At 60.0% G+C, this 19,564-nt stretch carries 17 protein-coding genes; all 17 read right to left on the reverse strand.

Annotated elements, in window-relative coordinates; all coding sequences use genetic code 11:
• Positions 1–12: 12 nt before the first annotated feature.
• The 17 genes from pstA to DXD39_RS05565 all read right to left on the reverse strand — a co-directional run bounded on the left by pstA (position 13) and on the right by DXD39_RS05565 (position 19,185).
• Positions 13–918 (reverse strand): phosphate ABC transporter permease PstA, encoded by a 906-nt coding sequence (pstA, locus tag DXD39_RS05485; RefSeq protein WP_055251684.1) that lies wholly within the window; start codon positions 916–918, stop codon positions 13–15.
• Between the two features lie 3 nt (positions 919–921).
• Positions 922–1,848, reverse strand: a complete 927-nt coding sequence (pstC, locus tag DXD39_RS05490) for a phosphate ABC transporter permease subunit PstC (protein ID WP_117564650.1) — start codon at positions 1,846–1,848, stop codon at positions 922–924.
• A gap of 1 nt (position 1,849) precedes the next feature.
• Entirely contained in the window at positions 1,850–2,686 is an 837-nt protein-coding gene (locus DXD39_RS05495) for a phosphate ABC transporter substrate-binding protein (RefSeq protein WP_117803367.1), read from the reverse strand.
• A complete protein-coding gene (locus tag DXD39_RS05500; protein WP_117803368.1) occupies positions 2,683–3,483 on the reverse strand; it encodes a polyphenol oxidase family protein in 801 nt (266 codons plus the stop codon). The genes DXD39_RS05495 and DXD39_RS05500 overlap by 4 nt, the downstream gene beginning before the upstream one ends.
• A 211-nt stretch (positions 3,484–3,694) precedes the next feature.
• Positions 3,695–4,849: a cell division protein FtsZ gene (ftsZ, locus tag DXD39_RS05505; protein WP_055251674.1), complete on the reverse strand. Its 1,155-nt coding sequence runs from the start codon at positions 4,847–4,849 to the stop codon at positions 3,695–3,697.
• 199 nt (positions 4,850–5,048) lie between these two features.
• The gene (locus tag DXD39_RS05510; RefSeq protein WP_233541113.1) at positions 5,049–6,086 is read right to left on the reverse strand and encodes a cell division protein FtsQ/DivIB; all 1,038 of its coding nucleotides are present in this window, start codon (positions 6,084–6,086) and stop codon (positions 5,049–5,051) included.
• A 175-nt stretch (positions 6,087–6,261) separates the two neighbouring features.
• On the reverse strand, positions 6,262–7,173 hold the full coding sequence (murB, locus tag DXD39_RS05515) for a UDP-N-acetylmuramate dehydrogenase (protein ID WP_117803369.1): 912 nt from the start codon (positions 7,171–7,173) through the stop codon (positions 6,262–6,264).
• Positions 7,174–7,178: 5 nt separating this feature from the next.
• Positions 7,179–8,597 (reverse strand): UDP-N-acetylmuramate--L-alanine ligase, encoded by a 1,419-nt coding sequence (gene murC / locus DXD39_RS05520; RefSeq protein WP_117803370.1) that lies wholly within the window; start codon positions 8,595–8,597, stop codon positions 7,179–7,181.
• Between the two features lie 97 nt (positions 8,598–8,694).
• On the reverse strand, positions 8,695–9,810 hold the full coding sequence (murG, locus tag DXD39_RS05525) for an undecaprenyldiphospho-muramoylpentapeptide beta-N-acetylglucosaminyltransferase (RefSeq protein ID WP_089571582.1): 1,116 nt from the start codon (positions 9,808–9,810) through the stop codon (positions 8,695–8,697).
• Positions 9,800–11,161 carry a putative lipid II flippase FtsW gene (gene ftsW, locus DXD39_RS05530; protein ID WP_158565449.1) on the reverse strand — a complete coding sequence of 454 codons (1,362 nt, stop codon included), beginning with the start codon at positions 11,159–11,161 and terminating at the stop codon, positions 9,800–9,802. Before ftsW ends, murG begins: the two co-directional genes overlap by 11 nt.
• Positions 11,162–11,329: 168 nt before the next feature.
• Positions 11,330–12,736, reverse strand: a complete 1,407-nt coding sequence (gene murD / locus DXD39_RS05535) for a UDP-N-acetylmuramoyl-L-alanine--D-glutamate ligase (RefSeq protein WP_089571580.1) — start codon at positions 12,734–12,736, stop codon at positions 11,330–11,332.
• Positions 12,737–12,745: 9 nt separating this feature from the next.
• Complete coding sequence (gene mraY / locus DXD39_RS05540) at positions 12,746–13,765, reverse strand: phospho-N-acetylmuramoyl-pentapeptide-transferase (RefSeq protein ID WP_089571579.1); 1,020 nt, start codon at positions 13,763–13,765, stop codon at positions 12,746–12,748.
• Between the two features lie 3 nt (positions 13,766–13,768).
• Entirely contained in the window at positions 13,769–15,193 is a 1,425-nt protein-coding gene (gene murF, locus DXD39_RS05545; protein WP_117803372.1) for a UDP-N-acetylmuramoyl-tripeptide--D-alanyl-D-alanine ligase, read from the reverse strand.
• A gap of 127 nt (positions 15,194–15,320) precedes the next feature.
• The gene (locus tag DXD39_RS05550) at positions 15,321–17,021 is read right to left on the reverse strand and encodes a peptidoglycan D,D-transpeptidase FtsI family protein (RefSeq protein ID WP_369832001.1); all 1,701 of its coding nucleotides are present in this window, start codon (positions 17,019–17,021) and stop codon (positions 15,321–15,323) included.
• A gap of 182 nt (positions 17,022–17,203) precedes the next feature.
• Entirely contained in the window at positions 17,204–17,674 is a 471-nt protein-coding gene (locus DXD39_RS05555) for a hypothetical protein (protein WP_022094483.1), read from the reverse strand.
• Between the two features lie 90 nt (positions 17,675–17,764).
• A complete protein-coding gene (rsmH, locus tag DXD39_RS05560; RefSeq protein WP_117803373.1) occupies positions 17,765–18,730 on the reverse strand; it encodes a 16S rRNA (cytosine(1402)-N(4))-methyltransferase RsmH in 966 nt (321 codons plus the stop codon).
• Between the two features lie 20 nt (positions 18,731–18,750).
• Complete coding sequence (locus DXD39_RS05565) at positions 18,751–19,185, reverse strand: division/cell wall cluster transcriptional repressor MraZ (protein WP_006234269.1); 435 nt, start codon at positions 19,183–19,185, stop codon at positions 18,751–18,753.
• Between the last annotated feature and the right edge of the window lie 379 nt (positions 19,186–19,564).

A 19,564-nucleotide genomic window follows, 5' to 3' on the forward strand; every position in this document is an offset into this window, starting at 1 on the left:
GGGACTCCTTAACTAGCGACGCTTGCGCGACAGGAAGCGCGCAAACAGGTTGAAGGCCAGAATGATCACCATCAGCAAGAGCGCGGTGCCGTAGGCTGCGTTCATGTTGATGCCGTCGTTGGCAAGCAGGTACAGGTGAACCGTCATGGGGCGGCCGGAATCGAGCGGCGAGATAGGTAGATTGATGGCCTGGCCCATGGTGTAGAGCACCACGGCGGTCTCGCCAATGGCACGGCCGATGGCAAGGACAATGCCCGTGGCAATACGGCCAAAGGCAGAAGGAAGCACGATCTTGGAGACAACCTGCCACTTGGTGGCGCCCAGGCCATACGCGCCCCAACGGATATAGCGCGGAACGGCGCGAATGGCCTCTTCGGTGGTGCGCATGACGATGGGAAGCATCAAGAGCGCAAGCGCCAGAGCGGCCGAGACCATCGAAAGGCCCAGACCCATAGCCTCGACAAACAAGGCGTAGCCAAACAGGCCCATAACGATGGAGGGCACCGAGGCCAAAGCGTCAGCAGCGTAGCGAATGAGCTCGACGATCTTGCCCTGCTTGGCGTACTCGGCCAGATAGACGGCTGCCAGCACAGCGATCGGCGTGCAGATAAGCATGGCGAGCGCCGTCACATAGACGGTCGAGACGATCGTGGGCCAAATACCGCCCTCGGCGTTGACGCCCTGGGGCCAACCGAAGATAAAGTCGAGCGAGATGTGTGGCAGGCCGTTGATGACCACGTAGGCGATGATAGCGACCAGCACCAGCGTGGTGATGTATGCCGCGGCACGGAACACGCCAAGCATGATCTTGTTGGACAGGTCCTTGTTGATGCGGCCCTTCTTGCCGTGGGAAAGGGCACGCTTGATGCGCTCGCGCGATGAGGTCGTATCGACCGTCGTGTCAACGGAATCGGACATAGCCTACCCCCTCTTCTTCTTGGAAACCAGGCGGACGATGCCCACCAGCGTGGCGGAAATGATAAACAGGACCACGCCCATGCCGAACAGCGCCGAGCGATGCAGACCCGAGGAATAGCTCATGTCGAGCGCAATCTGGCTCGTGAGCGTCGAGATGGGGCTCGCAATGCTGTCGGGAATAACCGGGGCGTTACCCACGACCATGAGCACGGCCATGGTCTCGCCGATGGCACGGCCCATACCCAGCACGATGGCATCCACGATACCCAGCTTGGCGGCAGGTAACACGACCTTATAGATAGTCTGCCACTTGGTGGCGCCCATGGCATACGATGCCTCGCGAATGCCCATGGGAATGGAATTGAGAGCATCGATGGTAAGCGTCGTGATGGTGGGCACGATCATAATGGCGAGCACGAACCACGCCGTCAGCGCGCCAAAACCAAGACCGCCGGTCAGTTGTGCGATAAACGGGCGGATGATGATCATGCCAAAGAAGCCATAGATGATAGAAGGGATGCCGGCCAACAGGTCAACGGCAGGGCTGATGAGCTTGCGCACGCGCTTGCTGGCGATCTCGACCAGATACACGGCCGTGCCCACGCCTAGGGGCACACCCATGGCGAGCGCGCCGACGGTCACCAGACCCGAGCCGGCAAGCAGCGACACGATGCCGTAGTGACCCTCAGAGGGCGCCCACGTAAAGCTAAAGAAGTCCGCCAGACCGATGTCGGTAAAGACGGGCAGCGCCGAGTACGTGGTAAAGACAAAAATCAGGATGACGGTAACGACCGCCAAGAACGCGCAGGCAAAGAAGATCCACTGCAGCGCCTTCTCCTTGATATAGGTGCTGCGCGATACGAGCGCCAGCTCGCGCTTCTTGGGCGCCTGACCATTCTGCTCAGTCTGGGAGTTTTCCTGTGCTTCCATGCTACTCACTCCCCTTCTCGTCGTTGGTGACGGGGATAAAGCCCGCCTCGCGAATCTGCTTGTCCATCTTTTCGGACGTCACATAGTCGATGTAATCCTGCGCCTGCTGCGAAGGCGCACCCTTCACAAAGAAGTAAAGGTCGCGTGAGATGGGATAGCCGCCGCTCGCGACCGTCTTCTCGGACGCCTCAACATGATTGACCGAGACGGCCTTGACCGAGGTCTTGGCGTTGAGGCTATCGACGAAGCCCAGCGAAATGTAGCCAATGGCACCGCGCGAACGAGATACCACGTCGCGCACCTGGCCCGTGCCCGAAAGAACGGCGGAGCGGCGATCGAACGGGGTGCCATCCATCACGATGGTGCGGAAGGCTTCACGCGTGCCAGACGCCTCATCTCGGTTGATAACCTGAATCCTCAGGTCCTCGCCACCGACTTCTTTCCAGTTGGTGATCTTACCGGCATAGATATCGCGGAGCTGCTCGGTCGAGAGGTTATCGACGGGGTTGTCTTCGTTCACGATGACCGCGATACCGTCGTGGGCAATGACGATGGGAGTCAGGCCCAGATCCTGTTCGTCGGCATTGAGTCCACGGGAGGAGCTGGCGATATCGGCCGTGCCAGCGCTGACGGCTTCGATGCCAGCGGAAGAGCCCAAACCGGAAACGAGCACGTCGATGCCGGTCTCCTCCTTAAAGCCCTCTGCCGCAATTTCGGCGATAGGAAGGCAGGTCGTGGAGCCGGCCACGGTAATGGAAGAGGTAGAAGATCCCGAAGAACAGGCGCACAGCGTAAGCGTAAGCACAGCGGCGCTCAGGACCGATACGATCTTTCTCATAGCATCACGCCGATCGCAGCATGGCGCCCACAGGTGCCGCCCTCGTTACGGTAGGAATAAAAGCGGTCGTTCTGACGCACAGTCGAAAGCTGGGTATCCACGATATTATCCGCGTCCACACCGGCATCTACCAGCGCCTCACAAATGGCAGCGGAAAGATCGAGCATGCGAGAGATGCTCGCATCGATGCAAGAGAACTCGACGGCAAAGCGATCCATGAGTTCCTGGGATACCTCATATTCGTCAGCCAAGATATGGGGGCCGATATAGGCGGAAACGTCGCTCGCATCGCAGCCGGCAGCATCGCAAAGCGCCTGGCACGCCTTGGCAGAAATACGTGCAATCGTGCCCTTCCAACCGGAGTGCACCACGGCAAATCCGCCAGGGGCCACCAGCACCACGGGAACGCAGTCGGCAAAGCAGAGCAGCACGGGCACGTCATGGGCCGTACAGACGATGGCATCGCAGCCCTCGGCAATCTGCTCGCGAACAGCCTCAAGATCGTCGGCGCCGTTCGAAGTCACCGTAACGATATGGTCACCATGTACCTGATTGGGCACGAGCAGATTATGCTCGCACTCAGTGGCGCCCATCGCTTCGAGCGCTCGACGACGATTTTCTTGAACAGCAAAGGGGTCATCGCCTACATGCGAGCCCAGGTTGAGCGAGGAGTACGCATCTTCAGAAACGCCACCGGTGCGCTCGGTAAAGGCAAAGCGAACATCGGATGTCGCGCCCTCCACCAACGTAACTCCATCATGGTCGACACGCGAAACGTTGTCCGCACGTGCTGCCATACTAAAGCCTCCTAATAACACAAGTACCGCGGCATCGCCGCTACAGCCAGCGTTTATACGGCTGTCATACTTCCCTAAAAGGATACCCGCAGCGGTAGGGACCAAACGTAAAGGGAACGTAAGGAGATTGGAGGCTTTCGTTTACAAACGAGAAACAAAACGGGGTGCATCCAAATGGACACACCCCGTGCATGTCGTTGAGAAAAACGAACTAGAAGCTACCGCGCTTCAGGAAGTCGGGAAGCTCGAACTGGTCGTTGCCAAAGTTGGGCAGCTCGGTACCACCGACGTTGCGGGTCGGAGCGGCCTGAGCCGGGCTGGCAGCCGGAGCGGTGCGCTGCGGCTCAGCGGAGGCAGCGGCCTTGCTCTGAGACTGCTGAGCAGCAAAGAGCTCGTCCTGACGGTTGACGTTGGAATCGGAGAAGCCCGTAGCGATGACGGTGATACGCACCTGATCGCCCAGGGACTCGTCGACAACGGTACCGAAGATGATGTTGGCCTCGGGGTCGACGGCGTTGGCGACAACGTCGGCGGCGTCGCTGATCTCCTGGATGCCCAGGTCCTTGGAACCGGCGATGGAGAGCAGCACGCGCGTGGCACCATCGATGGAGCTCTCGAGCAGCGGGCTGGAGATGGCCTGCTGGGCAGCGTCGACGGCACGTGTATCCCCAGAAGAGGTACCGATACCCATCATGGCGGTACCGGCCTGCTTCATGATGGTCTTAACATCGGCGAAGTCCAGGTTGATGATACCGGGGACGGTGATGAGGTCGGTGATGCCCTGGGTGCCCTGGGAAAGGACGCCATCGGCAATCGCGAAGGCCTCGAGCATGGTGGTCTTCTTCTCGGCGATGTCGAGCAGCTTATCGTTAGGGATGACGATCATGGTGTCGACGCAATCGGAGAGGGTCTTGATGCCCTCCTCGGCGCTCTTCTTGCGCTTGCGGCCCTCGAAGGTGAAGGGCTTGGTCACGACGGCGACGGTCAGTGCGCCGACCTCGTTCATCGCGATATCGGCAACGATGGGAGCAGCGCCGGTACCGGTGCCACCGCCCTCACCGCAGGTGATAAACACCATGTCGGCGCCAGCGAGCGCCTCGGCAATGTCGTCGCGGGACTCATCGGCAGCCTTGCGGCCAACCTCGGGGTTGGCGCCGGCGCCCAGGCCGCGGGTAAGGTCGGTGCCGATGTGCACCTTGATATCGGCATCAGAGATCGCGAGTGCCTGAGCATCGGTGTTGATGGCAACAAACTCGACGCCGCGGATGCCCTCTTCGATCATTCGATTGACCGCGTTGGTACCGCCGCCGCCGACGCCGACCACCTTAATGACGGCAAGGTAGTTGTTGATCTCTGTCTCGTGCATGTCGGTCCTCCGAACAAAGGTTATAGCCATAGCATGGGTCGACCCCTGCGCACATTAACCTTCAGGTTGAAAGTAAATGCAAAGGTAAACCGTATTATGTTTGCACATTATGAACGTATCAGTCAAATAATTGACCGTGAAAACCAAACAAACCAGATAAACGGCGTGGTATGGCCCCTCAACAAAGCATCAACCAGCGCTACGAGGTCGGAGCATTCCTAAATGTGTAGTTGCCCGGAGAGCGCACATTGATATACGTTACGCCCTCTACCTGCGAAAGCAACTTGGTGACTACGCGTTCCTTCTTGGCGATATCGTCCGAATCGCCCAGCGACACCTCAATGCCGTTATTGAGGTTTGCCGAGATGGCTTCGACTGAAGGCGTGGAAATATCCTTGACTTGTCCCAAGAACTCGCTCGAAAAACCACGCACATAATCCAGGCCGGCCTTAACGGCTTTGGAGTTCACCGCCTGGCCGGAAACCGGAGCGACATCCGCCGAGACATCAGTCAACAACACCGCGCCATAATGCTTGGCGAGCGCCAGCGCGGCATCGATTCCGGTCAAGGTATTTGAGCCCTGCCCTGTCGTGATGACGTTGCCCTGGTCGTCCACTTCGACCGACGTCGACAGCGGGGCGATCCAGGTGTCATCGTCTCCGATAGCCCAGGCAAGGTCGTCGGAGCTGATATACGCAATGGCGATAACTTTACGCTCCGTCGGCGTGATGATAAGCGTATGGGGAAACTGGCGCTGGACATCCACGCCCGAAACCCACGGGTTCTGCTTGAGATCCTCGGTAATCTGGTCGGGATCGACGTTAAAAAGCGACGTTCCCTCGGGCAAGTCGATCAGCTGGATAGCATCGTGCTTCGTCACATGCTCGCTGCCTTGAATCTGAATATCAGTGGCAGTAAACAGTCCAGAGTTGATCACCACGATGGCAACGACGACGAGCACGGCCAAGACGGCCAGAACGCCGCCCACGATTTTGCCTTTGCCTGTAACGACAGAAGCGGCGTCTGATGTTTTATTTGCCATCGCCCCAAGTGAAGATAACGGGTTGAAACCTTTTTTACTCGAAGGCTTCTTGGCGGTAGCCGGCACCGATGTCAGCGAGCGCGGTTTCGATGCGCCCAGCGTGAGACCTGGACGCGCCGCTTTAGTTCCCGTCGAGGGCTTGGGAGCTGCCATGGGACGGGCAGGCTTGGCGCCCATAACAGGCTTTGACGTCATCGAGGGACGCGAGGACTTTTTTGCGGCCGGACGATTACCGAGCTGCGAGCCGACGACCGGACGACTGGTCTGTCGAGCATGCCCGACAGACTTAGAGTGCGCGACGGTATTGCGTTGAGGTTTGGCAGGCGCGCCGGAACGCCCTCCGGCGCGGCGGAAGGTGGGTTTCGATGCTCTAGAAGCCGAGGAATTTAACTTCCGGTCTGAGCTCGATGCCATACGCCTCCCTCACCTTTTCGTGCACATGTCTGATAACCGCGGCAACGTCATCGGCCGAGGCAGTTCCGTTATTAACGATAAAATTAGCGTGAACGGGCGAAACTTCCGCGCCGCCAATCGAAAAACCCTTTAATCCACAATCCTCGATAAGCTTGCCCACACTCGCATCGGGCGGGTTGCGAAAGACAGACCCGCAGGATGCGCGACCCATGGGCTGCGTACGCTTGCGCCTCGTCAGGTACCGCTCCATGCGCTCGCGAATGTCGGCCTTGGGCGCCGGTTTAAGCTTGAACACGCACTCGAGGATGATCTCATTGCGGGGAAGGCTACATTCGCGGTAGCCCCAAGTGATCTCGGACCCCGCATAATGCTTGATACCGGATGCCGGGTCAAACGTTACGACATCCTCAACCAGCGAGCCAATCCACTCGGTCCGTGTGCCGGCATTCATAGATATCGCACCGCCGACCGAACCAGGAATGCCAACGGCAAACTCAAGGCCCGAGAGGCTACGCGACAGGGCATCGTTGACCAGGCGCGCAAACATCACGCCCGCACCGACCGTCAGCGTACAACCGTCATCGGCAACAACCGTGCGCTGAAACTCACGTCCGAGCGAAATGACGGCACCGCGATAACCGCCATCGGCAACCAGCAGATTGGAGCCCTTGCCGATGATGACCCACGGCACCTGCTCGCGATCGAGCACCGCCACGGCGCGGCGGAGGGCATGATAGCTATGGCACGTCACAAAGAGGTCGGCCTTGCCGCCGATACGATAGCTCGTATGACGCGCAAGGCGCTCGTCCTCGATCACATCCGTGTCGATCATGCCCGAGAGCGCCATGACGGCGTTAAACAGACCCATTAGACTTAAGCGTCTTTCTTGGCAGTCAGATACTCAATGAACTCGGGACCGACGGTCGTAACGTCGCCGGCACCCATGGTGAGCAGCAGGTCGCCCTCGCCCACCATCTGCTTGAGCTCCTGATTGAGCTCAAGACGGCTGGAGCAGTACACGACCTCCTTGCCAGGATGCTTGGCGCGCACGGTATCGGCGAGCATCTTAGAGGTGACACCCGGAATGGGCATCTCGCCAGCCGAGAACACATCAATCAGCAGCAGTTTATCGGCATTGGCAAATGCATCGGCAAAGTCGTCGCACAGGGCCTGCAGGCGCGAATAGCGGTGCGGCTGGAACACGACATCGACGTGCTTGTAGCCCAGCGAGGAAGCGGCAGCAAGCGTCGCCTTGATCTCGGTGGGGTGATGGCCGTAATCATCGACCACGGTGATGCCATCGATATCGCCCACGTGGGTAAAGCGACGGCGGACGCCCTCAAAGCTCGAGAGCGCCTTGGCGGCGGCGTCGATGTCAAGGCCCAGGACATGGGCGACGGTGAGCACCGCCGTGGCGTTGAGCATGTTGTGGCGACCGGGGTTGCTCTTGATCTCCACAGCGTGCTCAGTGCCGTCCTCAAAGCGAACGATAAAGTCACTCTGGATGCCCTTGACATCCGGGTGCACGCAGACGATGTCGTTGCTCTCGGCAAAGCCGTAGGAAAGCACGTGACGGCCCGTCGACTTGGCGAGCTCGACCAGATGCGGGTCCTCGCCGCAGACGATGACGGTGCCGTCCTCGCCCACCAGGCTCATGAATTTGGCGAAAGTTGCCTCGATCTCCTCGATACCCGAGTAGTGATCGAGGTGGTCGGCCTCGACGTTGGTCACAATGACCACGTTGGGGTTCAGGAACAGGAAGGAGCTGTCGGACTCGTCGGCCTCGGCGACAAAGTAGTCGCCCGAGCCGTTCTTGCCGTTCGTGTCATAGCCCTCGACGATGCCGCCGATCAAGAAGCTCGGATCCAGACCCATGCGGTCGAGCATGGTGGCGCACATCGAAGACGTGGTGGTCTTGCCATGCGTGCCGGCAACAGCGACGGTGGTGTAGCCGTGGCCCAAAGCAGAGAGCATCTTGGCACGGGGCCACACGGGAATACCCAGCTCGCGAGCGCGCACGAGTTCAGGGTTGGACTCCGGAATAGCGGTGGACACAACAACCACGTCGGGCTTGACCTCGTCGATCGTGGCGGCCTCATGGCCCACATGCACCTTCACACCAGCGCGGGTAAGCTGGCGGATATAACGTGACGTCTTAAGGTCGGAGCCGGTAACGGCATAACCGCGCTCGTGCAGAACGAGGGCGATGCCGCTCATGCCGGCGCCGCCGATACCGATAAAGTGGGCGCTCTTAAACTCGGGCGCGGAGGTTGCAGTCTGGGAATCAGCCATGTGCTCGTGTACTCCTTGCGTAAACACTGCCTGTAACCCGTTAACTGTACCGCACCTACCGCATCAGCGCGAGGGCGACCGACGATATCCCGTCTAACTAACGCAAACCCTCTACCGCATCCGCCAGAAGAGCGGCGGCCCTATCCTGAGCCAGACCACGCGCCGCCTGACGCATGGCGTCGCGTGCCGCCGCGTCATCGACCAGGTGCAGCAGCTCATCGGCAAAGGCAGAACCGTCGATATCGGCATCGGCACAGAGCACGCCGGCCCCGGCGTCGACCAGATAACGGGCATTGGTGGTTTGGTGGTCGGCCGTCGCATGCGGGTACGGCACGAGCACCGAGGGCACGGCGAGCGCAGCGATCTCGGCCACGCTCGATGCGCCCGAACGCGATAGCACCAAATCGGCAGCAGCCAGCATGTCGCCCATGTTGTCGATGTAAGGCTGGACGCGGTAACGCTTCGCCTCCTCGGGCGTCAGCGCCAAAGCGCGCTCGGTTTCCTCAAAGCCGTCGGCACCCGTCGAATGCAACACATAGAGGTTCTTGCGCGAAAGCAGCTCGTTTTTGAGCGAAGCCACGCGCTCGTTGAGGTGCTGGGCGCCAAGTGAACCGCCAAAGACGAGCAGCAGCGTAGCGTCCTCGGGAACGCCAAGTGCCTTGCGGCCGCGAGCGCGATCGCCCTCGATCACCGAGCGACGTACGGGGTTGCCGGTCATGAGCACGTGGTCAGGGTCACCTTCGCGCTCAAAGACCGAACGCGCTGCCGGCACCGAGATGCACACGCGAGCGGCGTGGGAGTTCATCATCTTGTTGGCCAGGCCCGGAACAGAGTTCTGCTCATGCAGCAGATACGGAACGCCTGCGCCCTTGCACCACCCCAGCAACGGAACCTCGACATAGGCACCAAAACCGATGGCGGCATCGGGCTTGCCGACCTTTGAGAAATGACTGGCGAGCGCACGCTTGGCCTTGTTGACACGCCACAGCGAGGTCAGCGCCGTCCAAGGACGGGAGCGGTCGAAGCCCGTAACCGTAATGGGCACAAAATCAAACCCAGCCTCGGGGACCAGACGACCCTCGAGCTTGCGCGACTGGCCCACGAACACAACGTGGTGGCCACGGTCACGCAGCTCTTCGGCCAAGGCGAGCGCGGGGTTGATATGCCCTGCCGTGCCGCCGGCTGCAATAGCAACGGTCATCTTATCGGTCATGGTAGTCCCTTCGTACACGCGGTCCCTGGTCGTCGGTGCGCAAACGCGCCGACGGGTCCGAGTTCAAATCGATTCGATTATATCCGCCGCCCGCATTGCGAGGAGTTGGGCGCTGCGGACGACCTTGCGGCGCCGTTCGCTGACGCGGACGGGCTGCCGGCTCGGTCGCAGAGCCATCCAGAACGGTAAAGCCGTTACGCGAAGACCGCTCGCCGCGCACGTGGGGCACGCCGGCGGTACTCTCGTCCATAATGGCAAAGCTCTCGCGGCGACGGTCGTACTCATCGCGACGGGCGCTCTCGTACGAAACGCGTAGGATCAGACCGGCAAGCATAAGCGACACAATAATCGACGAACCGCCATAGCTAATAAACGGCAACGGTTTGCCCGTCATGGGAAACACGTTGAGGATGCCCAGCGCATTGATCAAAAACTGCACCGCGAGAATGACCGCAGAGCCAGACGCCATGAGCGCGCCCCGACGATCGGTCGCCTGCTCGGCAATGCGAAACGCCGAGTAGATCAGCATCGCAAACACCAAGAAGAACAGGACGGTTCCGACAAAACCGACTTCCTCGCCAATGATGGCCAGGATGTAGTCATTGTGCGCCTCGGGCAGATACGAGTACTTCATGGTTGAGTTGCCGATGCCACGGCCGAACAGACCGCCCGAGGCAAAGGCCATGATGGCAAGCGTGGCCTGATAGCCGTCACCATACTCGTCGGCCCAAGGTTTCAAGGCAACCTGAATACGCACCATACGGTATGGCTCTGCGACAAGCGCAATCACGATCACGAGAATGCCGAAGATTAGCACGCCGATGATAAATCTGGGGTCGAGACCCGCAAACAACGCCATGCACATGAGGGTCAACAGGATGATCAGGACGGTACCGAAATCGGGCTGGATAAAGATCAGAAAGAGCGAAATGCCCAGGTAGATGCCCATCTTGCGAAGGAATTCGTTGATGTTGCCACCGGGCGAAAAGAAGCGATCGAGCATGATGGCCGAATACGCAATGGCAAATGGCTTTAAAAACTCGGAAGGCTGGAACTGAATGCCGGCGATGTTGAGCCAGCGCGTGGCGCCACGGCTGCCGCTGCCCACCAAGAACACCAGAAACAGTAGCCCTATCATGCCTATGAGGAAGATCCTGAGCACATCCTCCCCAAACCAGCTGTCCGGCAAAACGCGCACGATGGCAATCAGCGCCAGAACACCGACCACGGCAAACGCAGCCTGTCGACCCAGAAAAAACGTCGCTGAGCCATTCTCGTGCAGCGCCTCGACCGAAGACGCCGAGTACACCATCAGCAGGCCAAAACACACCAAGATAAACAGACAGGCCATGAATATCAGACGGGGGCGCATGATGCGGGCGGGAACGCCGGCAATATAGCGTTCGCTAAACGACCGCCCGCCGCGACCGGAACGCGGTGTGCTACGCCGCGAGGAAGCACGGTCCGAGTCGGGCCTCCTCATACCTTGTCGGGGGCTCTCCTCTCTCACCGGCAACCCCTATTCCATTTGCGATTTCGCTGCAGCGGCAAGCTGGGCCACATAGTCCTTAAACACGCGGCCGCGCTCCTCATAGCCCGAGAACTCATCGAACGAAGAGCAGGCAGGAGAAAGTAAGATCACGTCGCCACGGCTCGACAGCGAACGGGCAACGTCCACGGCATCGCGTAGGTCATCCGCCTGGGCGATATCCACATCGCCATCGACATCGGCCTCGTCCATAGCGGCGGTGAAGCGCTCGCGCGCATCGCCAAAGCAGACGACCGAGCGCACGTTATCCATAACAACGCGCGCGAAGTCCGTGAGCGGCGTGCCCTTATCGTGGCCGCCGAGCAGCAAGATCACGTCGTCATCGGGAAATGCCGTCAGTGCCTTCTCGACCGCGTCGGTGTTGGTCGCCTTGGAATCGTTGACGTAGCGCACACCGTCAATCTCGCCGCACGGCTCCACGCGATGCTCGAGCGGCTGGAACGAGGCCAGACCGCGGCGGACACCATCGACATCGGCACCGACGGCCAGAGCAGCCGTGGCGGCACATAAGGCATTGATGACATTGTGATGGCCCGAGATCTTGAGCTCGGACGTGGCGACAAGCTGGGTCTCGACGCCCTTCAGGCGCACGACCATTTTGCCGTCGCGCACAAAGGCGGCGTCTGCACCCTCGGGCTCGTCAAAAGCGACCTTGCAGATGCGGCGACCCGGCGTATAGATGTACTCATCGAACTCGTGAATGCCGGCGTCTTCGACGTCGACAACCACCAGATCGTCATCGACCATATTGTCAAACAGCTTGATCTTGGCAAGCGCATAGTTCTTATGGCTCTTATGCCAGCCCAAGTGGTCGGGAGTGATGTTGAGCAGCACTGCCACGCGAGGGTGGAGCTCGGTGGTCGTAGCAATCTGATAGCTCGAGAGCTCAGCCACAAACCACTCGTTGTGGGCTCGGCCGTCAATCTCGTTGACCGGCGGCTCGCCGATGTTGCCGACAGCTACGCTGGCCTCGCCGGCAGCCTTGAGCAGATAATCAGTCAGCGACGTGGTGGTCGTCTTACCGTTGGTGCCCGTGATGGCAATCCAGTTATCGGGCGACAGGCGATAGGCAAACTCTGGCTCACCCATAATCTGAGCGGCATGTTCGCGCCCGGCCTTAAAGAAGCCCGAGAACTCCGAGATGCCCGGGCACGTCACGCATACGTCATAGGCGCCCTCGACCTGTTCGGTCCCATAGACAAACGACGCACCAGCAGCCTCGAGCGCACGCGTGGCGTCATTGGGCTCAGAGGTGCCGCCGCCATACACGGTAACGGCGCTTACGCGCTCGGGATGTGCCAGCGCCCAGCGGGCGACATCGAGACCGGATTTGCCCTGACCCAAAACGAGCAGGCTAAAGACATCAGCAAGAGGCATGAAAGACCACTATCCCAACTGGAAGAACAGAGCAAGGCCAACGGCACCAAAGGCCGCAGCGATAATCCAAAAACGGATGACGACCTTGGTCTCGGCCCAGCCCTTCTTTTCGAAATGATGATGGATGGGCGCCATAAGGAAGACGCGCTTGTGCGTAAAATGGAAGTAGACAACCTGAATCATGACCGACAGGGTCTCAACGATAAACAGGCCGCCGATGATGAGGGAGACGACCTCGGTGTTGGTCATGATGGACGTGCAGGCAAACGCGGCGCCCAGAGCAAGCGAGCCGGTATCGCCCATAAAGATGCTCGCCGGATAGCAGTTGAACCACAGAAAGCCCAAGCAGGCACCGGCACACGCGGTACAGAAGATGGACAGGTTCACGTCTCCGTGCAAAAACGCCATGGCAGCCATGGCGAGCATGGCGATCATGGAGGTGCCGCCAGCAAGACCGTCAAGGCCATCGGTCAGGTTCACGGCATTAGAAAGACCGGCAATCATCAGCCAGCAAAAGACAATATAGAGCCACGGGAACGAATAGCCGCAGATGGTGGTCGAAAGCACGCCAAGGTCGATCGTCAACCCACCGGGAAAACGAATCTCGGGGGCGACGCCGCACCAGTTGACGGCAAGTACCGTAAAGGTGACACAGATAATGGTTAGGCCGATCATCTTGGCATGAGGCGTCAGACCGAGCGAGCGCCCATGCGTAACGGAGGTCAGGTCGTCGATCAGGCCCAGCACGCCGGTCGCCAGCGTGGCGAGCAGTACGAGTACGAGCTCGGTGGTGAGCTTGCCCATCAGCAGGCAGGTCAGCGAGATCGCGACGAGGATGACAACGCCACCCATGGTGGGCGTTCCCTGCTTAACCAAATGACGCTTGGGGCCGTCGGCACGAACCTGCTGGCCGATACCCTCGACCTTGAGCAGCTTGATCCACCACGGCATGAGCAGCAGCGCAATGGCTGCGGCGATGCCAAGCCCCAAAAAAGCCTGATACGTTGGATACGAGGGATTGCCGAACATGGGCTAGCACACACCTTCCACAAAGCGGTCGAGCTCAACAAAGCGGGAACCCTTGACCAGTACAACATCATGTTTTTCAAGCGCGCCGCCCATGCGGTCGAGCACCTGCTGATAATCGGAGAACACCTGGATGCGGTCCTCGTCCATGCCCATCATGCGCGCGGCATCGGCCATAAGCTGGGCCAGCTCACCACCCACGCACGCCAGCATGTCGAGCTTCTTGGCGGCGGCATAGGCGCCCACGAGCTCATGCATGCGAGGAGCCTCATCGCCCATCTCGCCCATCTCGCCCAGGATCGCCATGCGAGACCCCGTGCATGAAAGCGAGCACAGCAGATCGAGGCCGGCTGCCATCGATTCGGCGCTGGCGTTATAGGAATCGTCGATGATGCGTGCACCGCTCTTGGCGCGCTTGATCTCCTGGCGGTGCCCGGTGATCGTAAGACCCCTAAAGGCAGCATCGATCTGCTCGGGCGTCACGCCCAGGCGATAGGCAACCGCGGCGGCCTTAACGGCATTAGGAACGGACTGCACGCCGGGGATGGCAAGCATGGTATCGATTGTCTCGCCCTGACCAAAATCGAGCGTAAAGACCGGACGGCCCTCGTCATCAACGCGAACGTCGCGGGCGCGGACCTCATCATCGTCAGAGACACCGGCCAGCATCACGTCGATACCAGCAGGCCGGGCGAACGTATCGCGAATGAACGGCGTAAAGTCGTCCTCACCGCCCAAAACCAGCAGCGGCAAATAGTCGCCGGCGGCGCACATGCCCTGTACAATCTCGGCCTTAGCGCGGGCGATGTTCTCGCGGCTGCCCAAAATGCCGATATGAGAGGTGCCGATCTTGCTCACGATGGCAAGGTTGGGATTGGCGGACTGGGACAGGCGCTCGATCTCGTGGAAATGGTTCATGCCCATCTCGAGCACCAGAACCTCGGTATCGGCCGGAGCGGAAAGCACCGTGAGCGGCATGCCGATCAGGTTATTGAAATTGCCCTTGGTGGCCCAGACACGATAGCGCTTGGCGAGCACAGCGGCGAGCACGTCCTTGGTCGTCGTCTTGCCGATGGAACCGGTAATGCCAACGACCAGGCAGCCAAGCTCCAGGCGATACGCATGCGCCAAACGCAGCAGAAACTCCTCGGGATCATCGGTCAGCAAGATGGCACAGCCCTTGTCCTGCGCCAGCGAGACCAGCTCGGCCTCGGGCTCACGCGTCATCACGACGGCGCCGGCACCCGACTGGACGGCACGGGAAGCAAAATCATTGCCGTCGACGTTTTCACCGGGAAAGGCGACGAAAATCGTCCCTTCCTCGACCTGGCGCGAGTCGATAACGCACCCGCGGCATACCCGATCGGCTTCTCCCGTCACGGTTCGGGCCCCTGTTGCGGCCGCGAGGTTGTTGACGGCGATCTCTATCATTGCAGCTCCCCTGTAAACCTAATAATGCTATCGGCGTATTGTATCCCAGCGCCGCGTATGCGTGGTGCAGGGCATGTGAACACCCCTCATATGGGACAACAAACCACGCCCCAAAGATTGTAACCCCCTACTTCGTGTGCGGGATACCCAGCACGTCGAGCGCGTTGGCCATAATGAACTGGAACGGAACCGCAGCGGCATCTGAGCCGCTCGGCGTTCCGTCGAGCGTGATATAGCACAGCACCTTGGGCGATTGTGCCGGTGCAAAGCCCATAAAGGACGACATGTAGTTCTCCTTGAGGTAGCCGCCGTTCTCGTCGGCACGTTCGGCCGTACCGGTCTTACCCGCCACGTCATAGCCGTCAACCGCGCCGCCAACGCCCGTTCCCTCCGACACGACCGTCTGCATGCACGATGTCACCTGGGATGCGGCATCCTCCGAAATCGCGCGCTCGCCTTCGCCCCAGTCCTTCTCGTCACCTTTGCTGGACTTATAGAAGTGCGGGGTCATCATCACGCCGCCGTTGGCGATGCCGCCCACGGCACGTGCGATCTCAATCGGCGAGACAGACAGCGCCTGTCCAAAGCTCATCGAGCCCAGCGTGGCGCCGTCATACTGGTCACGCTCCTTGACGATGCCCAGGCTCTCGCCCGGAAAATCGACACCAGAGCTGTGACCGATGCCCCACTTGTCCACATAGGCGGCAAAGTCGTCGGCACCGATCTTGCGCCCCACCAGGACAAAGCCTACGTTGGACGAACGGCGCATCATCTCGCGCACATCCATGGTCATGGCATAGTCGCGCTTGTCGGCATCGGTGACGGTATCGTCGCCCACCTTGATGCTCGCCGGCACCTCAAACGACGTACTCGACCGCACGACACCCAAGTCGAAGCCGGCGCCCGCCACGAGCGTCTTAAAGACCGAGCCGGGCTCGTAGGCGTCGGTGACCAGGCGCAGGTTCATATCCTCGGTCTTGGCGTTTTCCAAATTGGTCTGGTCGTAGGTCGGATACGAGCAGGCTGCCAAGATCTCGCCTGTCGTAGGATCGGTGACCAGCGCCGAGCCGTTCTTGGCCTTTGTCTTCTCGACAGCCTCTGCCAGGGCATCCTCGGCCGCACGCTGGATATTGACGTCGAGCGTCGTCACGATATCAACGCCGTCGACCGCAGCCACCTTTTTATAGGCACCGCCCGCGATATAGCTGCCGTCCCTCGCGCGCTCGCGTACGAGAGAACCGTTCGTGCCGGTCAGAAGCTTGTTGTATTGCTTTTCGAGACCCGTCAAGCCGTCGTTGTCTACATTCACTACACCCAGCACCTGCGATGCCAGATTGCCGTATGGATATACGCGCTTCATGGCCTGCTCAAAAAGCACGCCGGGCAGGTTCTTCTTCTCCAGCGCCGCAGCGTCGTCTTCGTCCACCTGGCGCTTGATATACACCCAGGTTCCATCGGACTCAACGAGCTTGCGGCAGGTCTTTTTATCGATTCCAGTTGCCTTGACCAGCGCCGACACCGTCTTGTCAACATCCTCGACAAGCTGGGGGTTCACGGCGATGTTGCGACATTCGACCGACGACGCCAGCACGTTACCGTTGCGGTCGTAGATGGTGCCACGTTTGGCATAGAGGGTCTGCGCAAGCAGGCGGCGCGCATCGGCACGCTCGCGCAGTTTATCGGCTTCGACAATTTGATAGTCGGCAAGGCGAAAGACGCCCAAGCCCAAGCCAAGCCCAATGAAGCCCATGACGGCTTTGCGGCGAGGCAGAGGCGTGCCCGTGAGCCATTCGGTCGACGAACTCTTGCGCGACCTGGTGTTATGCACTTGAGGGCCGCCCGAGCCGCGAAGTCGCGACGCCGGGTCGTTGCCACGGGACTGCCCGGCGTTGTAAGATTGCCGACCCGTTCCTTGATAACCAGAACGTCCCCGCGACGAGGGACGTCCAGAACCGCGGCCCCCATCGGAACCGCGGCGATAGTCATTTGTCATACTCAGCTACCGTCTTGCTACTGAGCGGTCGCGGTCGCGTTGGCGCCCGCGGCTGCATCCTGCGAAAAGTCAAGTGTAACGCTCTCGCTGGGCTCCACCATGCCATAAGCGCCCGCAAGGTCGCGAATACGCGTGTCGGCGCCATAGACCGAATGCATGACCTCCAGGTCGGAGCTCTCATCGGTCGCCTTTTCGAGCGTGTTGGTAAGCTCGGCGTTGCTGTTGAGCACCTGGGCCGTAACGCCGGCGAGCGCCACGCGGGCGACGCCGATCGTCATGAAGATGGCCGCAATGATGCAAAACGTTTTAAGAACGCTCATGAAAACCGGGCTTACCGCCTGGTTTGCCTGACGGCCCGCGCCCGTGTAGACATCAAAGCGCGGCGTGCGCTGCTCACGGGGAGCAACGGGGGCCTGCGGCGTCTCACGATAGGCGGGCATGGCGTTCATATCATAGGCGAGTGCTGCGCTTGAAGTGTTGTAGCCCATGATATGCCGCCTCCCATCCCGAGTACGTTGGTAGTGTGTTTAAGCTTCGTTTATGGTGCGAGCGGGAGGTCCAATATCACGCGGTCGCGCCTACAGACGCTGCGCCACGCGGATTTTGGCTGATCTCGCCCGAGGGTTGCGCTCAACCTCATCAGGCTGTGCAACCAAGGGTTTGCGGGTGATGACCTTGAGTATCGGCACGTTGCCGCACACGCACACCGGAATCTCCGGCGGACACGTGCACCCCTGGCTCATCTCCTTAAAGTGGTTCTTTACGATACGGTCCTCGAGCGAGTGATATGAGATGACGCAGATACGTCCGCTCGGGTTGAGCCACCTGGTGGCGGCATCAAGCCCTCGTTCGAGCACATCGAGCTCGTGATTGACCTCGATGCGAATGGCCTGGAAACTTTTCTTGGCCGGGTGTCCGCCATGCCGACGAGCGGCAGCCGGGATACCCGCCTTGATGATCTCGACAAATTGGCCGGTGGTTTCGATCGGTTCTTGCTCGCGGCGGCGCACGATCTCGCGCGCGATCTGCGAGGCGAACTTCTCTTCGCCGTAGACGCGTAGAATCCGGGCGAGGTCGTGTTCGTTATAGGTGTTGATGACCTCAGCTGCGTTTAAGGTGTTATTACCCGGATCCATCCGCATGTCCAATGGGGCGTCCTCGTTATACGAAAAGCCCCTTCCAGGGATATCGAGTTGCGGTGACGAAACGCCCAAATCGAACAGGAAGCCATCGACCCCGGGCACCTCGGCCGAGCAAAGCAGCTCGTCCAAGTCGCCGAAGTTGCCCTTCAGCAGCTGGTGCGGAACGCCGGGAACCTCGCGGTCCAGACGGGCGCCAGCGGCCTCGAGGGCCATGTCGTCCTGATCGACGCCGAGCAAAAGACCCGTCTCCCCCACCTGCGCGGCCATCTTTACCGAATGGCCGGCACCGCCAAGGGTGCAATCGCAGACAACGGAGCCGCTCTTTAGCCGCAGCGACTCAAGCACTTCGCCGAGCATGACAGGTTCATGCCGATATTCTTGTGTCAAGATCCCACGCTCCATCCGTTACCCGTGCCTTGCCCTTACGAGAAGAAGAGGTCCAGCAGGGCCTCATCGTCATCGTCCTCATCGGCCGCGGCGCGATCCCAAACCTCAAGGTGGTCGTAGTTGCCCACAACCGTGACCTCGCGGTCGAGGTTCGCCTGCTTGCGGAGAGACTCGGAAAGGCCGATACGACCGGCGCTGTCCACGTCCATCGACGTGGTGCGCTTGTTGATCGCCCTCATGAGCTTCTGGTCGTTGATGTCACGCGGGTTAAAGCCCTCGTGGCCCTCACGACCCGCGAAGAGTCCTTCGACCCACTTATCGAAGGCCTCGGCAGAGAACACGTACAGAGCATCGACATCCAGGGCTTTGAACACGCGAACGTGCTCTCCAAGCTCCTCGCGAAGGGGTGCAGGCAGGGACAGACGACCTTTTGCATCGAGATTGCGCTCGTATGCACCAGTCATTCCCATGTGCGCCCTCCCCTCGGTTACTCAGATGGCACGTACGCGGGGAACCACCCCGCCTGTCGACGTCATTAATAATATGGGGAACCGCCCCATTTTTCAACACCTTTCCCCACCCCTTCCCCCACCCCGCCCCACCACTCCACCCACCATATATTGCAAAACACCCCCAATCATATGTTCGAAAACACAATATGTTGTGTTTACAGCAACGGCGGGATGCCACCTGTGGCATCCCGCCTTTCAACCTCAACCTTCAAGTTGACCTTGAGGCGATTTTTACGTCCCTTTACACGCCGTTCACATCGCCCCCAAACTCCCCCACCCACGGCGCACACGGCCCACCACCGCGTCGGTGTCTGGCGAAAAATGAGACGGGGGCCCG

The sequence above is a fragment of the Collinsella sp. TM04-29 genome, assembly GCF_003466565.1.
Lineage (GTDB): Bacteria > Actinomycetota > Coriobacteriia > Coriobacteriales > Coriobacteriaceae > Collinsella.

What these genes read in the sequence shown, in the direction of transcription:
- DXD39_RS05500 (WP_117803368.1), bottom strand. Translation starts at nt 3,483, where the DNA reads ATGGCAGCACGTGCGGACAACGTTTCGCGTGTCGACCATGATGGAGTT.
- DXD39_RS05565 (WP_006234269.1), bottom strand. Translation starts at nt 19,185, where the DNA reads ATGGGAATGACTGGTGCATACGAGCGCAATCTCGATGCAAAAGGTCGT.
- ftsW (WP_158565449.1), bottom strand. Translation starts at nt 11,161, where the DNA reads ATGGCCTGTCTGTTTATCTTGGTGTGTTTTGGCCTGCTGATGGTGTAC.
- rsmH (WP_117803373.1), bottom strand. Translation starts at nt 18,730, where the DNA reads ATGGAGCGTGGGATCTTGACACAAGAATATCGGCATGAACCTGTCATG.
- DXD39_RS05495 (WP_117803367.1), bottom strand. Translation starts at nt 2,686, where the DNA reads ATGAGAAAGATCGTATCGGTCCTGAGCGCCGCTGTGCTTACGCTTACG.
- DXD39_RS05510 (WP_233541113.1), bottom strand. Translation starts at nt 6,086, where the DNA reads ATGACGTCAAAGCCTGTTATGGGCGCCAAGCCTGCCCGTCCCATGGCA.
- ftsZ (WP_055251674.1), bottom strand. Translation starts at nt 4,849, where the DNA reads ATGCACGAGACAGAGATCAACAACTACCTTGCCGTCATTAAGGTGGTC.
- mraY (WP_089571579.1), bottom strand. Translation starts at nt 13,765, where the DNA reads ATGTTCGGCAATCCCTCGTATCCAACGTATCAGGCTTTTTTGGGGCTT.
- murD (WP_089571580.1), bottom strand. Translation starts at nt 12,736, where the DNA reads ATGCCTCTTGCTGATGTCTTTAGCCTGCTCGTTTTGGGTCAGGGCAAA.
- murF (WP_117803372.1), bottom strand. Translation starts at nt 15,193, where the DNA reads ATGATAGAGATCGCCGTCAACAACCTCGCGGCCGCAACAGGGGCCCGA.
- murB (WP_117803369.1), bottom strand. Translation starts at nt 7,173, where the DNA reads ATGGGTCTGTTTAACGCCGTCATGGCGCTCTCGGGCATGATCGACACG.
- DXD39_RS05555 (WP_022094483.1), bottom strand. Translation starts at nt 17,674, where the DNA reads ATGGGCTACAACACTTCAAGCGCAGCACTCGCCTATGATATGAACGCC.
- pstA (WP_055251684.1), bottom strand. Translation starts at nt 918, where the DNA reads ATGTCCGATTCCGTTGACACGACGGTCGATACGACCTCATCGCGCGAG.
- pstC (WP_117564650.1), bottom strand. Translation starts at nt 1,848, where the DNA reads ATGGAAGCACAGGAAAACTCCCAGACTGAGCAGAATGGTCAGGCGCCC.
- murC (WP_117803370.1), bottom strand. Translation starts at nt 8,597, where the DNA reads ATGGCTGATTCCCAGACTGCAACCTCCGCGCCCGAGTTTAAGAGCGCC.
- murG (WP_089571582.1), bottom strand. Translation starts at nt 9,810, where the DNA reads ATGACCGATAAGATGACCGTTGCTATTGCAGCCGGCGGCACGGCAGGG.